Genomic DNA, 23,886 nt, shown 5'->3' on the forward strand with positions numbered 1-23,886 from the left:
GTCGCCGATCGGCTCCGCCGGGTTCCCGCGGTGCCGGCACCTGCGGGGGCCGGATCAGGCCGGCACGTTACCGTTGAGGTAAGCGTTGATCTGGTCGATCTCCAACGCGTTGAAGATCTCGGGTTGATCCGCAGCCTGGTTGGAGTTGATGATCCGCTTGAACAGGTTGTAGTGGGCCATCGACCGCAGGCCGATGACGCGGTTGGGGGTTACCAGGTAGCCGGTACCGCCGGTGCTCCAGATCAGATACATCAGTCCGTCCTTGGTGACAATCTCGGGTGGAGTTCCGGGCGCCCCGGCATACGGGGCGCCCTTGAGAACCGACTCGGGGTCAACTCGCTGTCCGTTCGGCTGGAATATTTCAAGGTGCAGGTGCGGGCCGGTCGAGTGACCGGTGGATCCCACGTTGCCGATGTGCTGGCCGGCAGCGACCTGCGTGCCTGTCCCGACCCTGGGAGTCTCCCGCATGTGCCCGTAGACACTCCGCCAACCATCGGCGTGGGTGATGACGGCGTGGTGACCGAGGCCGCTCGCGCTGTACGAAACACCGGTCACCGTACCCGCCGCAATCGAGCGGATGGGATAACCGAGGATTCCCGAGTAGCTGTAGTCGGTTCCGTTGTGCATCCTGGACACGCCGGTGATGGGGTCCGTGCGTGGTCCGAACGTGGACGTGATGGGCACCCACTTGTCGAACGGCCGGTTCCACCTCGGAGTAGCGCCGTAGGCGGCCTCCGCGAGCCATGCCTCCGGAATGACGCCGGCGGCGAGCGCCGCAGTGACCAGGCCGAGCAGGCGACGGCGGTTGACGCCACGGGACGCCAGGTCGTCCCCCGGGCATGGTTCGTCGATTGCCTGCATCCGGCTCCCTGCTCCCGCTATCAGTCGACATCTAAGGACATGGATCTTAGGGGGCTCGGCTCGGCGGCTGTCAAGAGCCGGTCGGGCCGTCGCAAGCCGGAGTGGCACCGGTCGTCGGGTCGTCCACGTCCCACCGGGTCTCGTGCGCGTTGGACCGCGTGTGCGGCAGGCTGTCCGATTCGGCCATGGTGTGCGACAGGGCGCTCTGCCCGAATATCCTCCGGTCCACCCCGACGCCGTTGACGGCTGCCCGCGCTGCGACGTTCACTCGTCCTCCCGCAGCACCACCACCCCCCGGGCCGAAAGCCGCAGCGGCGCGCCGGGGTCGACCCGGTCTCCGGTGAGCAGGTCGACCCCGCCGGAGCGGGCGGCCACCTCGACCGGCTCGGACCGGTGGTTGAGCAGGAACAGCAGCCGGGCTCCGTCGGGGGTGACCCGAGTGGCCGACTCCAGACCCGGCAGGTCCGAAGCGGGGCCGAGCAGGTCGTGGCGGGCCAGCACCTGGCGCACCACCCAGGACACGCCGGTCCCGTCCAGGCCTGCGCCTACGTACCATCCGTGCCCGGCACCGAAGGTGTTGCGCGTCACTGCGGGGGTGCCGGCGTAGAAGTCGGCCCGGTAGGTGCCGATCACCTCCGCGCTCTGCGGAACGATTAGTTCGAACAGCAACCGGGCCTCGACCTCGAGCCGATCGTCGCTGCCGAGACGGACCGGGTTGACCACGTCGGGGCCGCGGGCGTCCCACTCGTCGACCCGTATCCCCATCAGCTCGCCGAGTGGCCCGGGTACGTCGGCCAGGAACGCGTTGTCGTTCTCGTCCACCCGGCCCGACAGGAACGTGGTCAGCACCGACCCGCCGCGGGCAGCGACCGCCTCCAGCCGGCGCGGCAGATCGCCCTTGAGCATGTGCAGCACCGGCGCGACGACGACGTCGTAGCGGGACAGGTCCGCGGTCACCGGGACGACGTCGAGGTCTGCCCCTGCGTCCCACAGTGCACGGTGGTACCGCTGCACCACCTCCAGGTACCGGACGAGTCGCGACGGCCCGTCGGAGATCTCCAGCGCCCACCAGCTGTCCCAGTCGAACAGCAACGCGACCCGGGCCGGGGTCCGGGCGCCCAGCGAGGCCGCGCCGAGCCGGTCCAGTTCGGCGCCCAGCTCGGCGACCTCGCGAAACACCCGGGTGTCCGAGCGGCCGGCGTGGCCGATGACCGCGCCGTGGTACTTCTCGCAGGCACCCCGCGCGGCGCGGAGCTGGAAGAACAGCACCGCGTCGGCGCCGTGGGCCACCGCCTGCCAGCTCCACAACCGCAGCAGGCCGGGTCGCTTCAGCGGATTGACGTCCCGGCAGGCGGTGCTGCTCGGCGTTTGTTCCATCAGCCAGAACGGCTGGCCGTCCTTGAGTCCACGCATGAGGTCGTGTGCCAGTGCCATCCGGGCGGCCGAGTCGTCGTCGGGCGGGTAGTTGTCCCAGGAGGCGAAGTCCAGTTCCGGCGCCCAGCGGTGATAGTCGATCGGGCGGTACAGGCCCATGAAGTTGGTGGTGACCGGGATGTCCGGGCTGTACTCCCGGATGGCGGATTTCTCGTCGCGGAAGTTGGCCAGCATCGCGTCGGAGGTGAACCGCAGATAGTCCAGCGTGATGCCGGCGAAGGCGGTGTGGTCCGGCCCGCGCCAGTGCTCGGTCAGCGCCGACGGCGCCTCGATCTGGTCCCAGTCGGTGAAGGTGTGCGACCAGAAGGTGGTGTACCAGGCGGAGTTCAACTCGTCGATCGTTCGGTAGCGCTGGCGTAACCAGCTGCGGAAGCCGGCCGCGCAGAGGTCGCAGTAGCAGGCGCCGCCGTATTCGTTTCCCACGTGCCAGGCGGCGATCGCCGGGTTGCCGGCGTAGCGACGGGCGATCCGGCGGGCCAGCTCGGCGGAGAGACGGCGGAACACGGGGGAACTGGGGCAGGAGTTGTGCCGCTGCCCGAACCGGTGGCGGCGGCCCTCGAAGTCGGTGCGGGTCACCTCCGGGTGTGCCCTGGCCAGCCAGGGCGGATGCGCCGCTGTCCCGGTGGCCAGGCAGATGCTCCGCCCCTCGGCGGAGGCCCGGTCGACTATCCGGTCCAGCAGCGTGAAGTCGTAGACGTCCTCGGCCGGCTGGACGAGCGCCCAGTCGAACACCCCCAGCGTGACGAGGTCGATCCGGGCGGCGTCGAACAGCCGGTAATCCTGCTGCCACACGTCCTCGGGCCACTGCTCGGGGTTGTAGTCTCCACCGAAGAGAATCTTGCGGGTGACGGGAAGGCTCATGGGGTGAATCCGTCCGTCGATAACTTCCGGTAAGCGCGTGCCATCTTTCCGAAAAGTCATGAGCATCGCTACCGGGGTGCCCGTGAACCGATCGGTCATTTCCTGGCGCGGCCCGGCCCACGGAAGGGTCGGGAAGTGCCTGTACCGGGCGGGAGTCAGTATGGGGGGGCGGGCGGGTTCGGCCGGGTGTCCGCGCGACCGGCGTGCGTCGGCGGTGGCTGCGGCGGAGAGGATGGCCACCGCCGCGACCGCGGCGGCGAGCGGCGACATGTGTATCGCGACGGGATAGCACAGCAGCAATGCCGCAAGGGCCACGTAGCGTGAGGGGGAGACGCGGGCGACACATGGTATTCGAGCCGCGCCCGGCCGGCGATGAAGAGGGCGGGGCCGAGCAGGATGGGCGCGATCCAGGTTGCCGGGGCGTGACCGAGGGGCTGTTCGATGGTGATCTCGTAGCCGAGAGCCGTGGTCACGACACCGACGATCATGATGAGGTGCGTGTCGGCGGCAGACCGGCCGATGACCGACGGCGCTCGGGAATGTGCGATCGCCTCGGCGAGAATGTGCCCCGCCCGGTAGTAGTACAGGCGCCACAACGCCGCCGAGGTGAGCGCGGCGACGACGAAGGCGAGGGTGTGGTCGCGGTCGAACGGTCCGGTGCTGTAGGTGAAGCCGATCACCAGGATCGTCTCACCGAGCGCGATGAGGAAGAACTGCTGGTACCTCTCGGCGAGGTGCTCCGCGGTGATGTCCCAGCGTTCTGGTTCGGAATGCCCCAGGCCCGGCAGGGGCCATCCGGTCCGCGCCGCAGCATACTCCACGGCGAGGGCGGCTGCCCAGGCCGGCACGAGGACTGGACCGTCCACGAAGGCTCCGATGATCCACAGCGCGCCGGTGACGCCGTACGTGATCAACATGCGGCCTTTGAGCAGCCGGCGATCCCGGTCGTGGATCACGAGCATCAGGATCAAGGGACGGGCGAGTTGCCCAGCCGCGTAGGCGATGGCGAATGCCTCGGCATAGCCGTCGAAGGCGCGCGGGACCGTTACCCCCATCACCAGCCCGGCGCCAACGCCACGGCGACCACGGTCTGCAGGGCCAACGAATCCGGGTGGTAGCGGCTGGTGGTCCAGGCGGTTCCCTGCCAGAGGCCGAACAGTGCCAACAACAACAGCAGGGTCAGAAACGCCTGCCAGAGCGCCTGCGGCCAGGCTCGCCCGTCCGGCTCGATGACCATGTGATCGTAGACGCGGGACACGATTCGGGTCAGCGCGAAGACGAACACCAGGTCGAAGAACAGCTCGAGAAAGGTCGCCCGCGATTGGCGAGTCTGTGCTGGCGACGTCGGCTCCGCCGGATGGTGCTGCCACACGAATCCTCACCCCCGAAGAGGTCATAGCACGCGTCCCGGCATGGAATTCGTCGAATAGTCCTGACTCGTCTTGCGGTAGAGACACCGTCGACCTGCCGACGTGGTGCTGTGCGCCCTCAGGCGTGGTCGTTCGGGGCTGGGCCGACGTCGATGGGCGCCTTGTAGATGTGGACCGGGTACTCGACGGCGGCGGCGCCGGTCAGCCCGGCGGTGCGGTTGAGCTGGGCCGCGGGCATCCACAGGTGCCGTCTGCTGTCGATCCAAAGGGCGTCGCACCAGACGAGCCGCGGATCGGTGAGGAATGGGCTCATCCGCCGGTCCGGAGCGATGGTCAGGAGTCGGCGGTTCTCCACATCGCTGAGGTAGATGGTGCCGGCCGCGTCGATGGCGGTGCCGCCGGTGGTCGGGGTGTCGGCCCAGTGCTGGACTTGATCGCCCAGCCTCTGCGCGGATGTGGCCGGATTGTCGAGGTAACGGGTCTCGACCCGGGACATCGGTCCGGACAGCGGTTGGAAGTACAGGTAGCGCCCGTCCGGTGACACCTCGATCTGGTCGCAGTGCACCCGCAGCTCGGCGCCGTGCGCGTCGCGCAGGACCTGCCCGTCGGCGTAGAGCGGACCCTGGTTGACGGTCGCGGGGTGGTTGTCCAGCACCCGGCGGGACCGGCCGCTGTCCAGGTCGACGACGATCAGGCCGGCGGCACCGGAGTCGCTCACGTAGGCCAATCGGCCGTTGAACCGCACATCGTCGATGTAGCTGTGCTCGTACGTCGCCGGACCGAGGTCGTAGCTACGATGGACCTGGTCGCGGTCGAGGTCGACCGAGATCAGCCGGGCGCCCCCGGGTACCTGCGGCTGGCCGAGGCCGGCGGCCCCGGCGTCGACGATCCACAACTGCCCGTCCGGCCCGACGCGTAGCGCGTTGACATGCACGAACCGTCCCCGCGGGTCGTGTTCGGCGCGCACCTCGTTCCACCTCGCATCCGGGTACGGCGCGAACCGGCCACCCGTCAACGCCTCGGCCACCTGGACACCGGGTCCGTCCGTGGACGGGTAGCTGACGAACAGTCTGCCGGAGGTGGTCGTCGTGACACCGGTCCAGACCCGGTCGCCCGAAAGCACAGGTATCAGGCGAGGATCCTCCCGGCCGGGCATCGTGGCCATATGGGTGAGTCCTTCCTTCGTCCGGCGGGACCCTGGTCACCTGCTGTCGAGGCGGCCCTGGTCCGACCGGTTTCGACGTGCGCCGCGTACCCCTGGGGCGCAAGGTCAACCGCGCCGGCCGACAACGTGCTGATCCGCCGCGACCTCGTCGTCGCCGGGGACTGAGGATCCGGCTCACCTGCTGGCTCCGAGGAGGTCGTCCGCGATGGGTGTCCAGTAGGGCAAGGAAGCCGCCATGTGTTCGCGGGTTCTCGGTGGGCGTCTGCCGTGCCTGCCCGCCTGTGCCACGAGCGCGCCACTATGTCCGATCGGCAGCAGCGCGATGGTGAGCGTCATGGCGACGACCAGTCCGATCTGCCACGCACCGTAGCGGATGACATGAAGCGCGGAGTCGCCGACGACGAGACCGAGCCCGACCCGAGCAGCGTCTCGGCGGTTCGCCGGGCACGTTGACCGATCGCCGGCGCGATCGTGCCGGCCGTAGCGCTGGGAGCGAACACCGGCATGGGGTTGTGCAGGAAATCCCGGGCAATCACCCAGGACAGCGCGGCGGCCAGACCCGCCTGGGTGGCGATCAGCACGATGACCGAACTGCCGGCGGAGGATCCGTGCGCCGGTTCCGACCCGGTCGGGCACGTCGACGGTGGCGCGTTCGGCGAGATCGGCTGCCATCTCGGGAAATGGGGACAGCACCGATCGTCGTTGCCCTTGACCATGCACGCCCCGCCCCGCCCCGCCCCGCCCCGCCCCGCCCCGCCCCGCCTCACCGTGAACCTGCCCGCGCCGACAGCGACACCGAGCCGGCTCCCCTCCGCGCTTCGAGGGAGCATTGCCGCGTTCGCCACGTAGACGCACCTGCCGACCTCGCCCGTCAGCGTGGCGTGCGGTCTGTTCACCGACAACGGTCGGCGGGTGATCGCGGCCCAGGCACGGTTCTGCCGGACGTGGCGGACTCCGGGCGTCCGCGGCGGCCTCCGACGGTGCCGTGCGCTGAGCGCTTTCGGTCGCTCGACGCGACAAGGCGCCCTCGACAAGTGCGCCTGCGGGTGCGACCGTGAGTCTGGCCGGGGCGCCTGGATCAGGCCTGCTGGTGGTTCGCTTCGAACCGCTCGCGGGTCAGGAACGCCAGTTGTGCCCGCTTGTCCGGCATGTCGATCTCGGAGGCGAATGTGAAGCCCTCGGTTCGTAGGCGTCGCAGCGCGGCCTCGTTGCGCACGTCCGGCTCGACCACGATGCGCTGCGCGGCGGGATCTCGTAGGAGGAAGCGGGCCAGGGTCGGGCCGACGGCGGTGGTGAGGCCGCGGGCGTAGCGCCGGGGCGGGTTGAGGAGCAGGTGCATCCCGACGTCGCCGGGCTGGACTGGGTAGCGTTCACCGACCGGGTCCGCCTCGGGCTGGTAGGTCTGGAACAGCCCGACCGGTTCGCCGTCGAGCAGGACCAGGTACGCGTGATGGGTGTCCAGCCCGTCGAGGAACGTGTAGATCTCGCGCACGTCGTCGAGGCTGTGTCCACCCATTCCCCAGAACGCGTTGCGGGGCAGGGTGACCCAGCCGTGCAGCAGTACGGCGTGCTGGTCGGGGCGCACCGGCTCCAGCGTCAGGTCGCCGAGGTCGGGAATCTGTTCCTGGTAGATCACGATCGTGTCCTCCTTCGGGGTTTCGGCGAGGGCGGGTGGGCAGAGCGGGATCAGGTCGCCGACGGCCCAGTCGGCCAGACACTGCTGTTGCCAGCGGGCGTCGGAGACGCCCTGGACGCTGCGGGTATTCAGCCCTCGCAGCCGTATCGGCGAGGATCACCCGCCAGCCCTGGAGTGGCAGTTCCCTCAAGTGGTCAACTTAGGCTACCCTCACCTAACTAAGGTGGACCTTACATGGAGGGGCTCGTGAAACGGAACTGGGAGGGCCTGGTGCTCAAGGCCATGGGGGGCCGGGACTTCCGGCTCACCGTGCTGGACACCGAGTCGGTCGATGGGCACTACCAGCGCCTGCTCCTTGATGACGGCGGGCTGCTGGCGGCCTGCGGCACGCACCCGACGATGTGGATCCGGCTCTGGTTCGACAACGACGGACGGGCCCACCAACGGGCCTACACGCTCGTCGATCCTGACCCGGCCACCGGGCGGTTCACACTCGAGTTCGCCGTGCATGAGGGATGCGCCGCCCGCTGGGCGACCACCGCGCGGGTGGGCGACACCATCGACGCGACCGTGCAGGGCAGTGCGTTCGCGCTGCCCGACCCGGTGCCCGAACACCTCTACCTGGTCGGCGACGCGGCCTCGCTGCCGGCGGTCAACAGCCTCCTCGACGCCGGCGCGGACATCCCGGCAACGGTCTGGCTCGAGTACGCCCACGAGGGCGAGAAGGCGCTGACCCTGCGCGCCCGCGCCCACCACGACGTGACGTGGGTGCGCCGCCGCGACGACGGCCGGCACCTGGTCGACACCGTCTGCACAGCGCTGCCCGCCGTCGGGACCGCGCACTACTGGGTGGCCTGTGAGGCGGCCAGCACTCGCGGCATCACCCGGCACCTGCGGCGCACGCTCGGCGTCGGCAAGCACCAGCTCACTGCGCTCGCGTACTGGCGTGCCGTCTGATGGGCCGCCTCGGGACGCTCACCGCGCTCTACGTCACGCAGTATCTCGGCATCGGCTTCATCACGGTGGGGCTGACCGCGATCCTGCGCGACGGCGGCACCTCGCTGGACACGTTGGCGCTGCTACAGGTGGTCGGCCTGATCTGGCCTGTCAAGTTCCTCTGGGCGCCGCTCCTCGACCGCTACGGCTCCCGGCGCCGCGGCCACTACCGCTCCTGGCTGCTGGTGCTCCAGGCCGCGTTGGTGCTGACTCTGCTGGCGCTGCTGCCCTTCTCCCGGCTCGCGGACCAGCTGGGTCCGGTCATCGCCGTCTGCGCCGTGTTCGTGTTCTTCTCCGCGACCCAGGACATCGCCGTCGACGCGGTCGCGGTGCGGCTGCTGGCCGCGTCGGAGCGGGGCACCGGCAACGGCATCCAGGTGGCGGCCAGCTATCTGGGTAACCTGCTTGGCGGCGGCGTCTGCGTGCTGGTGTACGACCGCTTCGGCTGGGCTGCGGCGGTCGGCCTGCTGGCCGCGCTGACCGCGATCGGGCTGCTTGTGGTGTGGCGGTTCCGGGAACCGGAGCGCACCGATCGGATCGTGCGCATCGGCGGGGCCTACCGGGCGCTGGTGTCGGTGTTCGGGCAGCCCGGCTGCCGGTGGTGGACCTTCGGCGTGGTGCCGCTGGTCTACGTGGGCGCCGGCATGGCGTACGCGCTGGTGACGCCAGCACTGGTGGACGCCGGCTGGTCGCTGGGCCGGATCGGCGTGGTCACCGGCGTGGTGACCAGCGTGCCGGCGATCGCGGCCGGCCTGATCGCCGGTCTCGGGATCGGCCGCTTCGGGCGTGCCGGCGTGCTGGTGGCCGGCGGGGTCACTCTGGCTCTATCCACAGTGGCGTTGCTGCCGCTGATGAACGGCCGCGCGCCGCTAGGCGGCACGGTCGCCGCGCTCTGCTTCTTCCTGGCCGCGTACACGATAGCCAACGTGGTGCTCTACACGGTCAACATGGACTACTCCCGGCCAGGCAGCGGCGGCACCGACTTCACCGTGCTGTCGTCGTTCGGGCTGGTCTGCTCGTTCGTGGCCGCCTCGCTGGGGCTCACCGCCGCCGACCGGTTCGGCTACCCGGCCGTTGCGCTGGCGTCGCTGGTGCTTGTCGCCGCCGGGGTGGCGGTGGGCGTGACGCACCAGCGCCGGTTCCCGCCGTCCGGGCCGACGATCCGGGCGGCTCACCCCCAGACAGACTTGCTCGTCAGGTGAGGCTGCAGTCGCCGCGCATCCTGTCCGTACTACCGCTGGGAAGCCGCATGAGTTCGCTCGGGAGCCCGACCGGCACCGCGCTCGCCGGTGCCGGCCGCGCCGCTGCCAACGACGCCGCGTCTGCGGCGCTGCGGGCCGCCGGCACCTCGGCCGAACCGCTCAGCCGTCTCGGATCGTCGCTGGTGCCGACACCGTGACGCTCGACTCCACGAGCGTCGGCCCGGCACCCGGCGCTCTGCCGACCGCGAGCGCGGACGGGGCCGCCGCGCCGCCGGCCGCCGTGCCGCACCGCTGGCTGATCCTGGCGGTGCTCTGCCTGGCCCAGCTCGTGGTGGTGCTGGACAATACGGTGCTGACAGTGGCCGTGCCGGTGCTCACGGTCGAGCTGGACGCGGGCACGGCCGACGTCCAGTGGATGATCAACGCGTACGCGCTGATGCTGTCCGGGCTGCTGCTGAGCGCCGGCAGCGCCGTCGACCGGTACGGGCGGCGACGGATGCTGCTGGTCGGGCTGGCGCTGTTCGGTCTCGGCTCCACGGCGGCCGGGCTCGCCCGCACTGCCGAGCAGTTGATCGCCGCCCGCGCCGGCATGGGAGTGGGCGGTGCGCTGCTCGCCACCGCCACCCTGGCCGTTGCCATGCAGGTCTTCGACGCCGCCGAGCGATCCCGGGCGATCGGCATCTGGGCGGCGACCAGCGCGCTGGGCTTCGCCGCCGGGCCACCAATCGGCGGACTCGTCCTGGCTCACCTGCCCTGGGGTGCGATCTTCCTGGTGAACGTCCCGATCGTGGTGGTCTGCCTGCTCGCCGGCCGGATACTGGTCCCGGAATCGCGGGACCCGACCGGTGGACGCCTCGACCTGGGCGGGGTGACGCTGTCCACCGCCGGCCTGACCGCGATCGTCTGGGCGATCATCTCCGGTCCCGAGCGTGGATGGGCGTCGGCGCCGGTGCTCGGCGTGGGCACAGCAGGAGTGTTCCTGCTGGCGCTGTTCGTCGGCTGGGAGCGGCGGTGCGCCCACCCCATGCTGGATATGCACTTCTTCCGGGACCGCCGCTTCGTCGGCGCGGTCTGCGGCGTCGTGCTGATCACGTTCGGCGCCACCGGGGCACTGTTCCTGCTCACCCAGCAGCTTCAGTTCGTCCGCGGCTACCCGGCCTGGGAGGCGGGGCTGCGGATGGCACCGTTCGCGTTGTCCATCGTGGCGCTCAACGTCGGCGGCGTGGCCGCGCTGACGATCCGCCGGCTCGGCCTGCCGACTGCCATCGCGGTCGGCATGACCCTGCTGGCCGCCGGACTTGCGCTGGTCACGCACGGTCCGTCCGAGGGCTACGCCACACTGCTGGCAGGGCTGCTGGTCATGGGTACGGGATGCGCCCTGGCGAACCCGGCCATCGTGGAGGCAGTGATGAGCGCGATCCCCACCCACAAAGCCGGTGCCGGAGCCGGTGTGGACGGCACCATGACCGAGGTCGGCAGCAGTCTGGGGGTGGCGGTGCTGGGCGCGGTGCTCAACGCCCGGTTCGGCGCGCTGCTGCCGGCTGCGCTGGCCGGCGCCGGCTCGTTCCCGGCCACGCTGGCCGCCGCCGGCCCGGACCGGGAGGCGGTGACAACCGCCTTCGCCGAGGCGTTGCGGACCGGTCAGACGGTGGGCGCGGTCGCTGTCCTGGTCGGTGGTCTGGTTGCCGCCGCACTGCTGTGGCGTGCCGATCGGTTGGCACGCCGAGGGCCGGCGTCCGTCAATCTCCACAAAGCCACACATTTAGGGTAGGCTGCCCTAAATGCCGGTTCGGTCTAGGAGGTTCGATGCACCTTTACCTGACCGCGCTGAACCCCACCGACGCCGTCCTGGAGGGCTTCCTCCCGGCAGCGAACGCGCTCGGCCTTCCGGCCACGGTGCTGACCGACCGGCCCGCCGAATGGCCAGCCGACGTGCCGGTGCGGCACTGCGCGGTCCGCGACCCGGCGGCGATCGTCGCGGCCACGACCGCCGAATCGCCCGCCGCGCTGCTGTCCAACAGCGACCACCTTCAGGAGGCGACCGCTGTCGCCGCCGGCAAGCTCGGCCTGCCGGGCAAGGACCCGGAGGCGGCTCGGCGCTGCAAGGACAAGGCCACCATGCGCCGCGCGCTCGCCGCAGCCGGACTGGACCCGGTCCGAGCGGTCACCGTCGACCCGGGTGCCACCCCTACGGTTCCGGCCGACCTCTTTCCCGCCGTACTCAAGCCCCGCGACGGCGTGGCCAGCGAGGACGCCTACCTCGTGACCGACCGGCGCGAGCCGGCCGCACAGGTCACCGCGATCCGGCGGCGGCGGCCCGAGGTGGCGCTCATCGTCGAGGAGTACCTGGCCGGCGAGCTGCGCACCTACGACACGCTGGGCGACAGCGGATCGCTGACGGTGCTCGGCGGCTGGCGCACCGGCCTCGGCCCACCACCGACCTTCACCGAGGTGAGCCTCGACTGGGCGCCTCCACCTCCCGCCCACGATGCCAGGCTCCGCGCGCTGCTCGACGCGCTCGGCGTCGGCTTCGGCGCCTGCCACACCGAGTACGTCGTGCGGCCGTACGGAATCCGGCTGATCGAGGTGAACGACCGGCTCATCGGTGACCGGATGGACCTGATCCTCACCGGCCTGCTCGGCGTGCCCCTGTTCGCCCACGTCATCCGGCTGCACCTCGGCGAGCCACTGGCCGCGCTGGACCTGCCCGACCCGGCCGCCCTGAACAGGTACGCCCGGGTCGAGTACGTCTGCGCCGACCAGTCCGGCCGGCTCACGGCGGCGCCCGGGCCCGTGGACACCGTCCACAACGGAGTGCGGCTGTCGTGCCGTCCGATGCGGGAGGTGGGCCGGGTCGCCGAGCGCACCGGCACCAACCGCGACTACCTCGCCGCGCTGCACGGCATCGGACCCGACCCCGACACCGTCCGGGCCGCGCTCACCGCGTTCCGGGACGACCTGAGCTGGACGATCACCGGATGACCGACCACAGCGAGCAGCAGGTCTTCGTCCGGGTGCTCGACGCGCTGCTGCGCGAGGACCACATCGGCCTGCTCCGGCGCGGCCGGCTCACCGTGACCGGCCGGTGGGAGGTACCGCACGCCGGCGGCTTGCTGCGCATCCCGGTCCGCGCCGACGGTTTCCAGGCGATGCTGCGCTGCGCGACCGCCATGCTTGACGTCCGCGACGCCGAGGGCCGCGAACGCCGGGTGGACACCCTCGACGCTCTGCTCGCGGTACTCGCCCCGGTCGACGACCCGGAGGCCGAGGCCGGCTGGCAGACGTTCATCGCCGAGTGCCACGCCGACCTGCGGGCCCGTCGGCTCGCCACCCGGTCCCGGCCGGCGGTGTCCACCGCCGTGGCCGCCGAACGGGTGACCACGCCGGCCGGCATGCCGGCGGCACTGCTCGACGACGTGCTCGCCGCGCACGCCGGTCATCCGGTCTACCCGACCGACCGCTGCCGGCACGGTCTCGGCGACGACGACCTGACCCAGTACGCCCCGGAGCACGCACCCCGCTTCGCGCTGCGCTGGCACGTCGCCCCCCGGACGGCGGTACGGCTCACCGGTCCGCTGCCGGCGTGGTGGCCGGCCGCGGACCGGGCCGGCGACGTGCTGCTGCCGGTGCACCCGCTCACCGCGGCGCGGCACGCGCTGCCGGTGACCGACCGGCCGGTGGTGACAGTGCGGCCCACACTCTCCATGCGCACGGTGGCGCTCGCAGACGACCCGTACACGCACCTGAAGCTACCGCTGCCCACCGCCACACTGGGCGCGCGCAACCGGCGCGGCCTGCGGCCGGCCACGCTGGCCGACGGCGCGGCGGTGGCCGGGCTGCTCGACCGGACCGCTGCGGCCGAACCCGCTTTCGCGGGCCGGATCCGGCATGCCGACGAGCGCACCTTCGGTCACGTCGGCGACGACGACCGGCGGGCTTTCCTGCTCCGCCGGTTCCCCCGGGACCTGGCCAGCACCCGGGTGGTGCCGGTGGCGGCCCTCGCCGCGCCGGACCCGGAGTCCGGCACGGTGCTGGAGCGCATCGGCGGCGGCCGTCCACAGGCCGTGCTCGACGCCTACCTGGACCTGCTGCTCGACTGGCACGTCTGCCTGTGGCTCCGGTACGGCGTGGCGCTGGAGGCCCACCCGCAGAACATTCACCTGCTCCTCGCGCCGGACGGGACGATCGGCCTGCTCTACAAGGACGACGACGGTGCCCGCCTCGACCCGCGCCACCGCGGCGCGGTGACACTGCGGGACGCACGGATGTGGGTCACTGACCCCGGCGAACTGGCCGACGTGTTCGTCACCATCACCCTTCACCTGGCCGCCGCTGCGCCGCTGCTGGCGCTGGCCGCCCGCGGGGTCCCGGTGCCGACGCCGGCCGCCGCGCTGACCCCGCGACTCATTGCGGCCCGGGACCGGTGGGGCGATGGCCTGGCGGCGCGGGAGTTCACCGAACGGGTGCTGCGCGCCGAACGGCTTCCGGTCAAGGCGATGGTCACCGCCGGCACCCTGCTACCGAAGCAGCGGCTCGGATGCGCCGACGTGAACAAGTTCTACCGGCACACCGGTCCGAACTATCTGCGGGAGACGCGATGACCAGCACCGGACTGCGCCCCCGGGCAGCCTGGCACACCCACCCTGCGGACCTGGCCGCCGCTCACGCCGTGTTCGGCTGCCTGGCCCGCGAGGTCGCCACCCCCGCCGACGTCACCATCACCGGCGACGTGGTGCAGGTCTGGCTGCCGTCCACCGGGGTGACACTACGCTGCACGGCGGCCCGGCTGTCCCCGGTCGGCACGCATCGCTACACCGGTCCGGTGCGCCACCGGCCCGACGGCGGCCCGTGGCGCGACCTGGACGCCGAAGGGCTGGCCAGTCTGGTCGCCGCGGAGCTGACCGCGCGCACCGGCCACAACAATCCCGAGTTCCTCGACCAGGTACGGGCCAGCCGGGACACGGTGGCCCACCTGCTGGCCGGGCGGCCGGCCGCCGACCTCAATCCCACGAGCGACCCGGCGATCGACGCCTACGTGGCGTCCGAGCAGTCGCTCGTCCTCGGCCACCCGCACCACCCCACCCCCAAGTGGCGCAGTGGCGACCCGGACGAATGGCAGGCGTACGCGCCGGAACTGCGCACCGAGTTCCGGCTGCACTGGCTGGCCGTGCCGGACGACCTGGTGGCCGAGGCCGGGCCGGTGGACCCGATGCTGGCCGCCCTGGAACCGCCGCGCCCACCGGCCGGGCACCGGGTGCTGCCGGTACACCCGTGGCAGGTGACGCTGGTGCCGCCGACGCATCCCCGGGTGCGCCGGCTCGGCCTGGCCGGGGCGCCGGTCCGCCCGACCGCGAGCGTCCGCACGCTCTACTCTCCCGACGCCGACCTGTTCGTCAAGACCAGCCTGCACGTGCGGATCACCAACTGCCTGCGCAAGAACGCCCGGTACGAGCTGACCGCCGCAGTCGCGCTGACCAGGCTGCTTGCCGGGATCCCGCTGTCCGACGGCGTGGCGATGCTCGCCGAACCCGCGTACCGGACCATCGACGCGGCCGGCGCGGACGAGGCGTACGGGACGATCCTGCGCACCGGCTTGCGCGCCCATCTGCGGCCCCAGCAGACCGCGGTGCTAGCGGCGGCGCTGGCCGCCGCGCCGCTATCCGCGGCAGACCCGGTGGCGTGGTGGCGGCGCTACGTCGGGCTGCTGGTGCCGGCCGTGCTGGATGCGTGGTTGCGGCACGGCGTGGTGCACGAGCCGCACCTCCAGAACGTCCTCGTGGTGCGCGACGCCGACGGCTGCCCGGTGCGAATGCTGCTGCGCGACCTGGAGGGGGTGAAGCTGGACATTAGCCGATGGACGAGCTGGCCACCGGGGTTGCCCCGGCAGGTCGGGTACGACGCCCTCCAGGCCCGCCAGCGCGTCGTCTACTGCCTGTTCGTCAACCACCTGGCCGGGATCAGCGGCGCTCTCGCCGACGCCCGGCCGGGCATCGAACCGGCCCTGTGGCGGGAGGTGCGGGACGTGGTCGCCGCGGTAGCCGCCGACCTGGGCGAGCCGCCCGAGCTGCGTGCCCTGCTGGCCGGTGAGCCGCTGGTGGCCAAGGCGAACCTGCTGGTGCGATGGCGGAGAGATGCGGACCGGGCAGCGCCGTTCGTGCCGGTGCCGAACCCTCTCGGCGGTCGCGCGTGACCCGGCCGGTCTATGTCCACGACCTCGACGCGCTGGCCGGGCACGCCCGGGCGATCCGCGCCGCCTTGCCGCCGGAGGTCGAGCTGCTGTACGCGGTGAAGGCGAACCCGGAGCCGGACGTGCTGCGCACGCTGGCACCGGTCGTCGACGGCTTCGAGACCGCCAGCCGGGGCGAGTTGCGACGCCTCGCCCAGGTGCTGCCCGAGCGGGCGGCTGCCGCGTACGCCGGTCCGGGCAAGACCGACGCGGATCTGGCCGCGGCACTCGCCGCCGGGGTGGCCCGGATCCACGTGGAGTCCCCGGCCGAGCTGCGCCGCCTTGGCGCGCTGGCGGTCTCCGCCGGGGTGCGGGCGCGGGTGCTGCTGCGGGTGAACCTGCCACTGGAGGCGCCCGGGGCGAGCCTGGTGATGGGCGGGCGTCCCAGCCCGTTCGGAATGGACCCGGCTGAGGCGGTGGCCTGCGCCCGCCGTCCACCGGCCGGGGTCGAGGTGCGAGGCGTGCACGTCCACCTGGCCAGCGGACTGGACGCGCCGCTCGCCGCCATGGTGGCGGAAGCCGTGGTCCGCTGGTCGGTCAGCGAGGTCGGGGCCCGGGAGGTAGACGTCGGCGGTGGCATGGCAGTCGACTACGTGGACCCGGCAGCCCGCTTCGACTGGGCCAGCTACGGGCGGGCACTGGCCGGCGTGTGCGACGCGTATCCGGGGGTGCGGCTTCGCGTCGAGCCGGGCCGGTCGGTCACCGCCTACTGCGGGGCGTACCTGACCGAGGTGATCGACGTGAAACGCTCCTACGGCGAGTGGTTCGCAGTGGTCGCGGGCGGCACCCACCACCTTCGTACACCGGCGGCCAAGGGCCATGCGCAGCCGTTCACCGTGCACCAGCGGTACAGCGGTGACGGGCCGTGCACCGACGGCGGGCCGGTCACTGTAGTCGGGCAACTGTGCACACCGAAGGACGTGCTGTCCCGCACGACGCACGCCGGGCCGGTGGGCGTCCGCGACGTGCTGGTGTTCGCCATGGCCGGCGCGTACGCCTGGAACATCAGCCACCGCGACTTCCTGCTCCACGAGCCGCCGGACTTCCGTACCGGCGACCCGCACCGCGTCGCCGCCGAGTGGGGCGGCCGGCCGATGACAGGTCAGGACTTGGCGCGGTCATTCCGCCAGTAGCTTATAGACGCCAACCCGGCCGGCGGCACCCGGCGATCCGCGGCTTGGTGGAAGATGCGCGGGCTACTGCGATCACGGGCAGCGAATTTCGCGCTCACGTGCCGCGGGCGGGGTGACTGCCGGGCCGCGGTCTGGTCGTGCGGGCGAGCAGGTGCACGGACGACAGACTTAGGATGAGCAGGATCAGCGCCTCCCGCACCGGCAGCAGGATGGTCAGCGGAGCAAGCGCGGCGACCAACAGGGTCAGGGCCCGGGGGCGGGTCACGGTACGGCGTGCGCGCCGCCACACGAGGTGGTCGGTCAGCAGGAAGACGATTAGGCCGCACACGAGAATGACTTGCCCGGCCGGCGTCGCCGGGCCGAGCTGTCCGGGTATGGCCAACGATGTGCGCAGGCCGAAGGCGACCAGGACGAGGCCGACGACCAGGAACAGGTGCAGGTACGTGTAGGCGTCCCGGGCCAGAGCTCCACGTTGCCGCGGCGTGGTCAGCTCGGTGAACCGTTCGCCGATGACGACGTCGGTGCCGACGTAGGTCCACCAGAGGGCGGACAGCAGGAGAGCGCCGAGTGCTACGCAGAGGAGCGCGGGTCCGGAGGCGGGCAGGCCGGCGACGGCCATTCCGGTGGAGATCACCGCTTGGCCGAGCGCGATGAGGATGATCAGGTTGTAGCGGCCCATCCACCGGCTCACCTGACCGAGCTGCCAGTTGCGGGCTCCGGTGAGATAGCCGCTGCTCAGGTCGACGGCGATGCCGGCCACCCAGAGCGCTGTGCTCAGGGGTGTCGCCGGGCCGGTGGCCCCGCCGGCGAGCACGGCGCCCACCAGCAGTACGGCGGCGACACACGTCGGCGCGGCGGCGCGTATCACGGCCGTGGGCAGCGCGGTGTCTCGCCGGAGCGGGATCCAGAGCGCGGCGAGTTGCAGGACGCGCACCGCCACGTACGTGAGGACGACGATCGCGGGACCGGGCAACCCTCCGGGCACGTGACTGAACGCCTGTGGCGTGGCGATCCCGAGCATCAGGGTCAGGGTCACCTCAGTGAGCACGATCAACCGCCGGACGTTCGCCGACCCGCGTACCACAGTCGTGTACCAGGTGTGGTTGATCCAGGACCACCAGAGCAGGGCGAGGACGGCCAGCCCGTGGAACACGCCGGTCGCCCCCGGGTGCCGGGTCATGAGGACAGTGACCTGGATGAACGCGTACACGAACACGAGGTCCAGGAACAGGTCTTCCGGGGTGGCCTCGACCTCGCGCCCGGCCGTCACGGCGACCACCCGGTGCAGGCCGCGGTGACGCTTCCGGAGCACCGTCACATGCGCGAGCACCACGCAGACCAGGGCCCCGGCGAGGATCCCGAGCGATGCCACGGCCTCCACCGTGCGGGCCACCGGCGCCAGCAGCGCGACCAGGACGATGCCGAGTAGCGGACCCCGGCCGATTCGCCGGACCATGCACCACTCGAACGCCACCAACCCGAGCAGGTACAGGACGACCCCGCCGTAGAGACTGAACAGAGCCGGGGCGTCCCACTTCTTTGCGGTGTCGATCTCGGTGGCGCCCAGCGCGTGCTTGAGCCCGAACGCCACCAGGATGAGCCCGGCGATCATCGGCAGGTGCAGGAGGGTGTACGCGTCGCGGGCCAGCCGGGACCGGGCGTGGTGGGGGACGGACTCCAGCGTCTGTTCCGCGTCGAGCGCCGCGATGTCGAAGTACGCCCACCAGAGGAACGCCACGACGAGGAGCGCGAGCCCGGAGCCGGCGAGCACGGACCAGGTGATCGCGGGTGTGCCGGCGAACCCCCGGCTCGTGCCGATCGAGATGATCGTCTCGCCCAAGGCGATCAGCATGATCAGGTTGTGCCGCTCTGCCCAGTGCCGCACCGACCTGAGCTGCCAACTGCCGGTGCCTGGAGCGCGCAGCCCGACGTAGTCGACGGCGGTCGCCACCGCGAAGAGCAGGATCTGCAGCAGCCCGGCGCTGCGTCCGGGTGCGAGGTGGCTGGGCAGCAGCGCCCCGCACAGCAGCAGGACGGCGCTGGCGGCCAGGGGTAGCCAGGCCTGCCGGGCGGGTGCGATCGACTGCTGCGTCGAGCGTCGCCGGCTCCGCATGATGATCAACAGCGACACGGCTCGGATGCTCAGAAAGCCGACGACGAAGACGAGAGGTGCGGAGAGCCCGGCGTGCCGGTCGACGAACACATCCGGAATCGCGACGGCGACCAGCAGGAGCGCGGTCGCAACCATGAACATGACGATTGGCAGGATCCCGCGGTCGAGCCGGACCAGGTTTCCGACCCAGGCGTACCCGGCCCAACTGCGCCACAGCAGCAGGAGCACGAGCCCGCCTTGGACCAGCGCGTCGAAGGCCGACCGCGCGGCCATGAGGCCGGCGACGTTCATGAAGGCGAAGACAAACACGAGATCGAGGAAGAGCTCGGCTCGCGTCACCCCGCCGTGCGTCGCGACCAGGGTTCGCCGGACGCCCAGCCCGGCTCCGGCCACCTCATCCTCTCCGCTGGTCACCCGACCACTGTTGCAACCTCTCATGCCGCCGACAGGTGAATCCGCGACCGTGCGACGACCTCGGCGTGGAACGAGCCCGGCCGGTCCGCGATCGCCGATGCCGACATCGCCCACGCCACGTGCGGCGGGGGCGATGACTCACGGCGCCGCCGACGCCTGGCCGCACTCCCCCCGGGGCAGAGGCAGGTGCCCTCGTGGTGATTCATCCCGTACGGCCAGCCGGTACGGCCTCGTCTGCCCCCGCGCTCGCGCGGTGGCCCAGTACGACAAGCGCTACGGCGAAGGCAGGTGCCCGTCCGGCTGGCCGACCTGCCGGACCAGCGGCCGGGCAGGTGCAGAGCCCTGGGTCCGTGCGTTCCGCGCCGCGCCGGTAGGGGCCAGGGCCAGCCGTCGGCGCCGGAGAGAGGCGACTACCTCGTCGGCGGCACCGACCATTCCACCCGGGGCGGTTCAGACCGGGTTCGGCGGCGCGCATCCGCCGACCACGACTACCGCGACCCGGCCCATCTTCTAGCCCCTCGTCACCCTCTCGTCGCACGCAAGCACTCCGCTGCCGCGACGGCTTGCTGTCCCGCAGGGCGGACACACCGACCACGTCGGCCCACCGCCCCATACGATGGACAACGGCGCTGGTGCGCCCCCCGCCGCGCGAGTGGGGCGCTGTAAGAGGGAACCCGGTGCGAATCCGGGACTGCCCCGCAGCGGTGAGTGGGAACGACAGCCGTCAACGAAGCACTGGACCGCGAGGTCTGGGAAGCGACGGCCAGTAGGTGACCGGGTGGATCCGGTCGTGCCGCGAGTCCGAAGACCTGCCCGCACTGCGCGTACCGCCGGTGCGCGCCGTCGGCGGCCTCTCGGGAGGGCCAGGGCGGAAAGCCGGTACGCGACAGCCGTACCCCGCCTTCCCCTTCCCCCGTGGCCGCCAGGCACCTCGAGGGAAGGACCACAGTGACAACCTCATTCGGGCAGAGCACAGTGCTCGGCTACCCCCACATCGGCGCGCACCGCGAGTTGAAGAAGGCGGTCGAGGCCTACTGGGCGGGCCGGATCGACGCCGAGAAGTTGGCGGCGACCGCTGCCGCACTACGGGAGGAGGTCTGGCGGACGCTGCGCGACGCGCGCCTGGATGCGATCCCGTCGAACACGTTCTCCTACTACGACCACGTGCTCGACACGGCCGTCGCTGTCGGCGCGATCCCGCACCGGTTCGCCCGCCTCGGCCTCGGCGATCTCGACACCTACTTCGCGATGGCCCGGGGCGTCGATGCCGAGCCGGCGCTCGAACTGACGAAGTGGTTCGACACCAACTACCACTATCTGGTCCCCGAGATCGGCTCCGACACCACCTTCGCGGCGAATCCCGACAAGGCGCTGCGCGAGTACCGTGAGGTCCGCGATCTGGGAATCGACAGCCATCACCGGATCGGGGCGCATCGAGGGTGGGGCGGGGTGGCCGGTGTGCTGCGGGGAGGGTTCCTCATCCGCGACCGCAAGTACACCGCCGCCTTTCGATCACGCCTTCGCCGCCCGAACTCGGCGGAGATGTCTGGGGCGCAAGACGGCGGAGAGCGTGGTGCTGTCGGAACACTGAGCGCAATTCGGTCCCCCGCCGGTGGCCAAACTCGGACGCCTGCCGGACGCCTGGGTCAAGTCCACCGGTAACAACGCAGCGCTCGTGAGGGCAGACCGCAGGGTCCGCGGGTACCGGGGTCCCGCGCCTCCCGGCCTGCCGGTCAAGGCGCCGATCCGATGGTGGGCAGGCCGCAGGCGCCGACGGGGCCCAGCGCCTGGGACGCTCCGGTGCGACCTCCGCGACAACCACCCTCAGTGGCTGCCCTGCACCCGCAGCGAGTACAAACCCTGGCCTCCCCAGAAACCCATAAAGGCCAACTCTGTGGGCGAAAGGTGCGTAGCGTTCAGGTGGGCCTGTGCCGAGGACCCACCCCACCGGCAGAAAGGGTATGAGATGTCGCTCGACGCGTTCCGCATCCCCGGCGGCTCCTTGGACGACTTGATCAGTCGGTTCTTCGGCGGAGACCCGTTCGCGGGACGTCCGGTGGAGCGGGTCGACCTGTCCCGGCTGCTCTCCACCGAGTCGCGGCAACTCCTGCAACGGGCAGCCGAGCAGGCTACGGAGTGGGGCAGCCCGTACCTCAATGTCGAGCACCTGCTGTGGGCCGCAGCCCAGGCCGACCCCACCCGCCGGATGCTCGGCGCGAGCGGCGCCGACCCCGACGACCTGGCCCGCCAGATAGAGTCGGCCGTCCCCAAGGGCAGGCCACGCGAGGACACGCCTCCGCTCGCGCCGGCGGCGAAGCGCGCCCTGCTCGACGCGCACCGCGAGTCGCGACGGTCCGGCGCGTCGTACATCGGCCCCGAACACCTCCTGCTCGGCATCGCCGCGAACCCGGAGACGACCGCGGGCCGGGCGTTGCGGGCGCTCGGTGGGGCCGTCACCGGGCCCACGCCGCCGGCGGGCGGTGCCGACGGGCGCGGGGCCAGCAGCACCCCCACCCTTGACCAGTACGGGCGGGACCTCACCGAGGACGCCCGGGCCGGTCGGCTCGATCCGGTCGTCGGCCGTGATGACGAGATCGACGACACGATCGAAGTGCTCTCCCGGCGTACGAAGAACAATCCGGTGCTCACCGGCGAGCCGGGCGTCGGCAAGACGGCGATCGTCGAGGGCATCGCGCAGCGCATCGTCAACGACGAGGTGCCCGAAACCCTGGCCAACCGGCGTGTGGTCGCACTCGACCTGTCCGGGATGGTGGCGGGCACCAAGTACCGCGGTGAGTTCGAAGAGCGCCTGAAGAACGTGATCCAGGAGGTGACGTCGGGCGAGGACGGGCTGATCCTCTTCATCGACGAACTGCACACCGTTGTCGGCGCGGGCGGCGGTGGCGAGGGGGCGATGGATGCCGGCAACATGCTCAAGCCCGCCCTGGCCCGCGGCGAACTGCACGTGGTCGGTGCGACGACACTGAACGAGTACCGTCGCTACATCGAGAAGGATCCTGCGCTGGAGCGCCGGTTCCAGCCGATCCTGGTGTCGGAGCCGAGCGTGGAGGACACCGTCGCGATCCTCAAGGGCATACGTGACCGGTACGAGGCGCACCATCAGGTGCGCTACACGGACGAAGCGCTGGACGCCGCGGCTGAACTGTCCCACCGCTACATCACCGACCGGTTTCTGCCGGACAAGGCCATCGACCTGCTCGACCAGGCGGGGGCCCGGGTCCGGCTTCGTTCCCGCACCCCGGCTCCGGACAAGAAGGAGATCGAGAAGCGGCTGTCCCAGCTGCGCCGGGAGAAGGACAGCGCGGTGGCGAACGAGGATTATCAACGCGCGGGTGCGCTGAAAGCCGAGATCGGTGCGGCCGAGCGGGATCTGGCGGCGGCGCAGGAGGGCACGCCTCCGGTGCCCGAGGTGCATATGAGCGACATCGCCGAGGTGGTCAGCCGGCGTACCGGTGTTCCCGTCACCCAGCTCACGGAGGTGGAGAAGCAGAGGCTGAGGCGCATCGAGGAGCAACTGCACGAGCGCGTGGTCGGCCAGCACGAGGCCGTACGGGCTGTGGCGGCTGCCGTACGCCGATCGCGTTCCGGGCTGAGCGACCCCCAGCGACCCGACGGGTCGTTCCTCTTCCTCGGCCCCACCGGCGTCGGCAAGACTGAACTGGCCAGAGCCCTCGCCGCGGCGCTCTTCGGCGACGAGTCCAGCATGATCCGCTTCGACATGAGCGAGTTCCAGGAGCAGCACACGGTCAGCCGGCTGGTCGGAGCGCCCCCGGGCTACGTCGGGTACGAGGAGGCCGGTCAGCTCACCGAGGCGGTCCGGCGCCGGCCATACTCGGTGCTGCTCTTCGACGAGGTGGAGAAGGCGCATGCGGATGTGTTCAACGCGCTGCTGCAGGTGCTCGACGACGGTCGCCTCACCGACGCGCAGGGTCGCACGGTCGATTTCAGCAACACCATCCTGATCATGACGAGCAACATCGGCGCGGACCGCATTCTGGCCGCGCAGGCGGCAGGGCGTCCGGTCAACGACCAGCGCGAGGAACTGATGGGGCTGCTGGGGCAGCGGTTCCGGCCGGAGTTCCTCAACCGGATCGACGAGATCATCGTCTTCACCGGCCTGGACCGGGACCAGCTCCTTGAGATCACCGGCCTGCTGCTGGACCGCACCCGCCGTCGGTTGCACGCACAGGACATCGACCTCGAGGTCAGCCCGGACGCCGTGCAGTGGCTGGCCAACCGGGGCTACCAGCCCGAGTACGGGGCGCGGCCACTGCGGCGCAGCATCCAGCGCGAGTTGGAAGACCGGCTGTCGACCCTGCTGCTCGATGACGGGGCGAATCCGGGCGACACCATCGAGGTCAATGTCGTCGGCGGCGAGCTCGACCTCTCGGTCCGGCCCGCCGCCGTACCGGCTGGCACGTGACACCCGACGAGCAGCTCGGCGAGCCGTCGCG

At 71.3% G+C, this 23,886-nt stretch carries 16 protein-coding genes, 1 pseudogene and 1 riboswitch; of the genes and pseudogenes, 10 read left to right on the forward strand and 7 right to left on the reverse strand.

Annotation, left to right across the window (positions count from 1 at the left end; all coding sequences use genetic code 11):
- Positions 1 to 54 precede the first annotated feature (54 nt).
- The 6 genes and pseudogenes from FHX31_RS09965 to FHX31_RS09990 form a co-directional block, all read right to left on the reverse strand.
- Positions 55 to 861: a M23 family metallopeptidase gene (locus FHX31_RS09965; RefSeq protein WP_030502021.1), complete on the reverse strand. Its 807-nt coding sequence runs from the start codon at positions 859 to 861 to the stop codon at positions 55 to 57.
- Between the two features lie 264 nt (positions 862 to 1,125).
- Complete coding sequence (locus FHX31_RS09970; protein ID WP_047892854.1) at positions 1,126 to 3,156, reverse strand: beta-galactosidase; 2,031 nt, start codon at positions 3,154 to 3,156, stop codon at positions 1,126 to 1,128.
- A 155-nt stretch (positions 3,157 to 3,311) separates the two neighbouring features.
- Positions 3,312 to 4,528: pseudogene (locus tag FHX31_RS09975) on the reverse strand (low temperature requirement protein A).
- A gap of 116 nt (positions 4,529 to 4,644) precedes the next feature.
- Positions 4,645 to 5,649: an L-dopachrome tautomerase-related protein gene (locus FHX31_RS09980; RefSeq protein WP_161801663.1), complete on the reverse strand. Its 1,005-nt coding sequence runs from the start codon at positions 5,647 to 5,649 to the stop codon at positions 4,645 to 4,647.
- Positions 5,650 to 6,023: 374 nt separating this feature from the next.
- Positions 6,024 to 6,407, reverse strand: coding sequence for an aromatic acid exporter family protein (locus tag FHX31_RS09985; protein WP_141722639.1), 384 nt, complete (start codon positions 6,405 to 6,407; stop codon positions 6,024 to 6,026).
- A gap of 362 nt (positions 6,408 to 6,769) precedes the next feature.
- Entirely contained in the window at positions 6,770 to 7,327 is a 558-nt protein-coding gene (locus tag FHX31_RS09990) for a GNAT family N-acetyltransferase (protein ID WP_013476155.1), read from the reverse strand.
- A gap of 246 nt (positions 7,328 to 7,573) precedes the next feature.
- On the opposite strand from FHX31_RS09990, the gene FHX31_RS09995 reads away from it, so the two are divergent.
- The 8 genes from FHX31_RS09995 to FHX31_RS10030 are packed head-to-tail and all read left to right on the forward strand — an operon-like array spanning position 7,574 to position 16,884.
- A complete protein-coding gene (locus FHX31_RS09995; protein WP_013476156.1) occupies positions 7,574 to 8,284 on the forward strand; it encodes a siderophore-interacting protein in 711 nt (236 codons plus the stop codon).
- Complete coding sequence (locus FHX31_RS10000; protein WP_184975793.1) at positions 8,284 to 9,525, forward strand: MFS transporter; 1,242 nt, start codon at positions 8,284 to 8,286, stop codon at positions 9,523 to 9,525. The genes FHX31_RS09995 and FHX31_RS10000 overlap by 1 nt, the downstream gene beginning before the upstream one ends.
- Before the next feature lie 47 nt (positions 9,526 to 9,572).
- Positions 9,573 to 9,722, forward strand: coding sequence for a hypothetical protein (locus tag FHX31_RS10005; protein ID WP_013476158.1), 150 nt, complete (start codon positions 9,573 to 9,575; stop codon positions 9,720 to 9,722).
- Positions 9,719 to 11,296: an MFS transporter gene (locus tag FHX31_RS10010; RefSeq protein ID WP_013476159.1), complete on the forward strand. Its 1,578-nt coding sequence runs from the start codon at positions 9,719 to 9,721 to the stop codon at positions 11,294 to 11,296. Before FHX31_RS10005 ends, FHX31_RS10010 begins: the two co-directional genes overlap by 4 nt.
- Before the next feature lie 35 nt (positions 11,297 to 11,331).
- Positions 11,332 to 12,507 carry an ATP-grasp domain-containing protein gene (locus tag FHX31_RS10015; RefSeq protein ID WP_184975795.1) on the forward strand — a complete coding sequence of 392 codons (1,176 nt, stop codon included), beginning with the start codon at positions 11,332 to 11,334 and terminating at the stop codon, positions 12,505 to 12,507.
- Entirely contained in the window at positions 12,504 to 14,126 is a 1,623-nt protein-coding gene (locus tag FHX31_RS10020; RefSeq protein ID WP_013476161.1) for an IucA/IucC family protein, read from the forward strand. The genes FHX31_RS10015 and FHX31_RS10020 overlap by 4 nt, the downstream gene beginning before the upstream one ends.
- Complete coding sequence (locus FHX31_RS10025; RefSeq protein ID WP_013476162.1) at positions 14,123 to 15,715, forward strand: IucA/IucC family protein; 1,593 nt, start codon at positions 14,123 to 14,125, stop codon at positions 15,713 to 15,715. The genes FHX31_RS10020 and FHX31_RS10025 overlap by 4 nt, the downstream gene beginning before the upstream one ends.
- Positions 15,712 to 16,884 (forward strand): alanine racemase, encoded by a 1,173-nt coding sequence (locus FHX31_RS10030; RefSeq protein WP_013476163.1) that lies wholly within the window; start codon positions 15,712 to 15,714, stop codon positions 16,882 to 16,884. The genes FHX31_RS10025 and FHX31_RS10030 overlap by 4 nt, the downstream gene beginning before the upstream one ends.
- A 94-nt stretch (positions 16,885 to 16,978) precedes the next feature.
- On the opposite strand, the gene FHX31_RS10035 is transcribed toward FHX31_RS10030, so the two are convergent.
- Complete coding sequence (locus FHX31_RS10035; RefSeq protein ID WP_184975799.1) at positions 16,979 to 19,411, reverse strand: low temperature requirement protein A; 2,433 nt, start codon at positions 19,409 to 19,411, stop codon at positions 16,979 to 16,981.
- A gap of 613 nt (positions 19,412 to 20,024) precedes the next feature.
- Positions 20,025 to 20,242, forward strand: a riboswitch (cobalamin riboswitch).
- Positions 20,243 to 20,359: 117 nt separating this feature from the next.
- On the opposite strand from FHX31_RS10035, the gene FHX31_RS10040 reads away from it, so the two are divergent.
- Positions 20,360 to 21,073, forward strand: coding sequence for a uroporphyrinogen decarboxylase/cobalamine-independent methonine synthase family protein (locus FHX31_RS10040; protein WP_227457329.1), 714 nt, complete (start codon positions 20,360 to 20,362; stop codon positions 21,071 to 21,073).
- Positions 21,074 to 21,377: 304 nt separating this feature from the next.
- Entirely contained in the window at positions 21,378 to 23,855 is a 2,478-nt protein-coding gene (locus FHX31_RS10045; protein ID WP_047892988.1) for an ATP-dependent Clp protease ATP-binding subunit, read from the forward strand.
- The last annotated feature ends 31 nt before the right edge of the window (positions 23,856 to 23,886 follow it).

The sequence above is a fragment of the Micromonospora sp. CNZ286 genome, from assembly GCF_014207755.1.

Coding starts and splice junctions, on each gene's coding strand:
- FHX31_RS09965 (WP_030502021.1), bottom strand. CDS start 861: ATGCAGGCAATCGACGAACCATGCCCGGGGGACGACCTGGCGTCCCGT.
- FHX31_RS09970 (WP_047892854.1), bottom strand. CDS start 3,156: ATGAGCCTTCCCGTCACCCGCAAGATTCTCTTCGGTGGAGACTACAAC.
- FHX31_RS09985 (WP_141722639.1), bottom strand. CDS start 6,407: ATGGTCAAGGGCAACGACGATCGGTGCTGTCCCCATTTCCCGAGATGG.
- FHX31_RS10000 (WP_184975793.1), top strand. CDS start 8,284: ATGGGCCGCCTCGGGACGCTCACCGCGCTCTACGTCACGCAGTATCTC.
- FHX31_RS10005 (WP_013476158.1), top strand. CDS start 9,573: ATGAGTTCGCTCGGGAGCCCGACCGGCACCGCGCTCGCCGGTGCCGGC.
- FHX31_RS10015 (WP_184975795.1), top strand. CDS start 11,332: ATGCACCTTTACCTGACCGCGCTGAACCCCACCGACGCCGTCCTGGAG.
- FHX31_RS10020 (WP_013476161.1), top strand. CDS start 12,504: ATGACCGACCACAGCGAGCAGCAGGTCTTCGTCCGGGTGCTCGACGCG.
- FHX31_RS10025 (WP_013476162.1), top strand. CDS start 14,123: ATGACCAGCACCGGACTGCGCCCCCGGGCAGCCTGGCACACCCACCCT.
- FHX31_RS10045 (WP_047892988.1), top strand. CDS start 21,378: ATGTCGCTCGACGCGTTCCGCATCCCCGGCGGCTCCTTGGACGACTTG.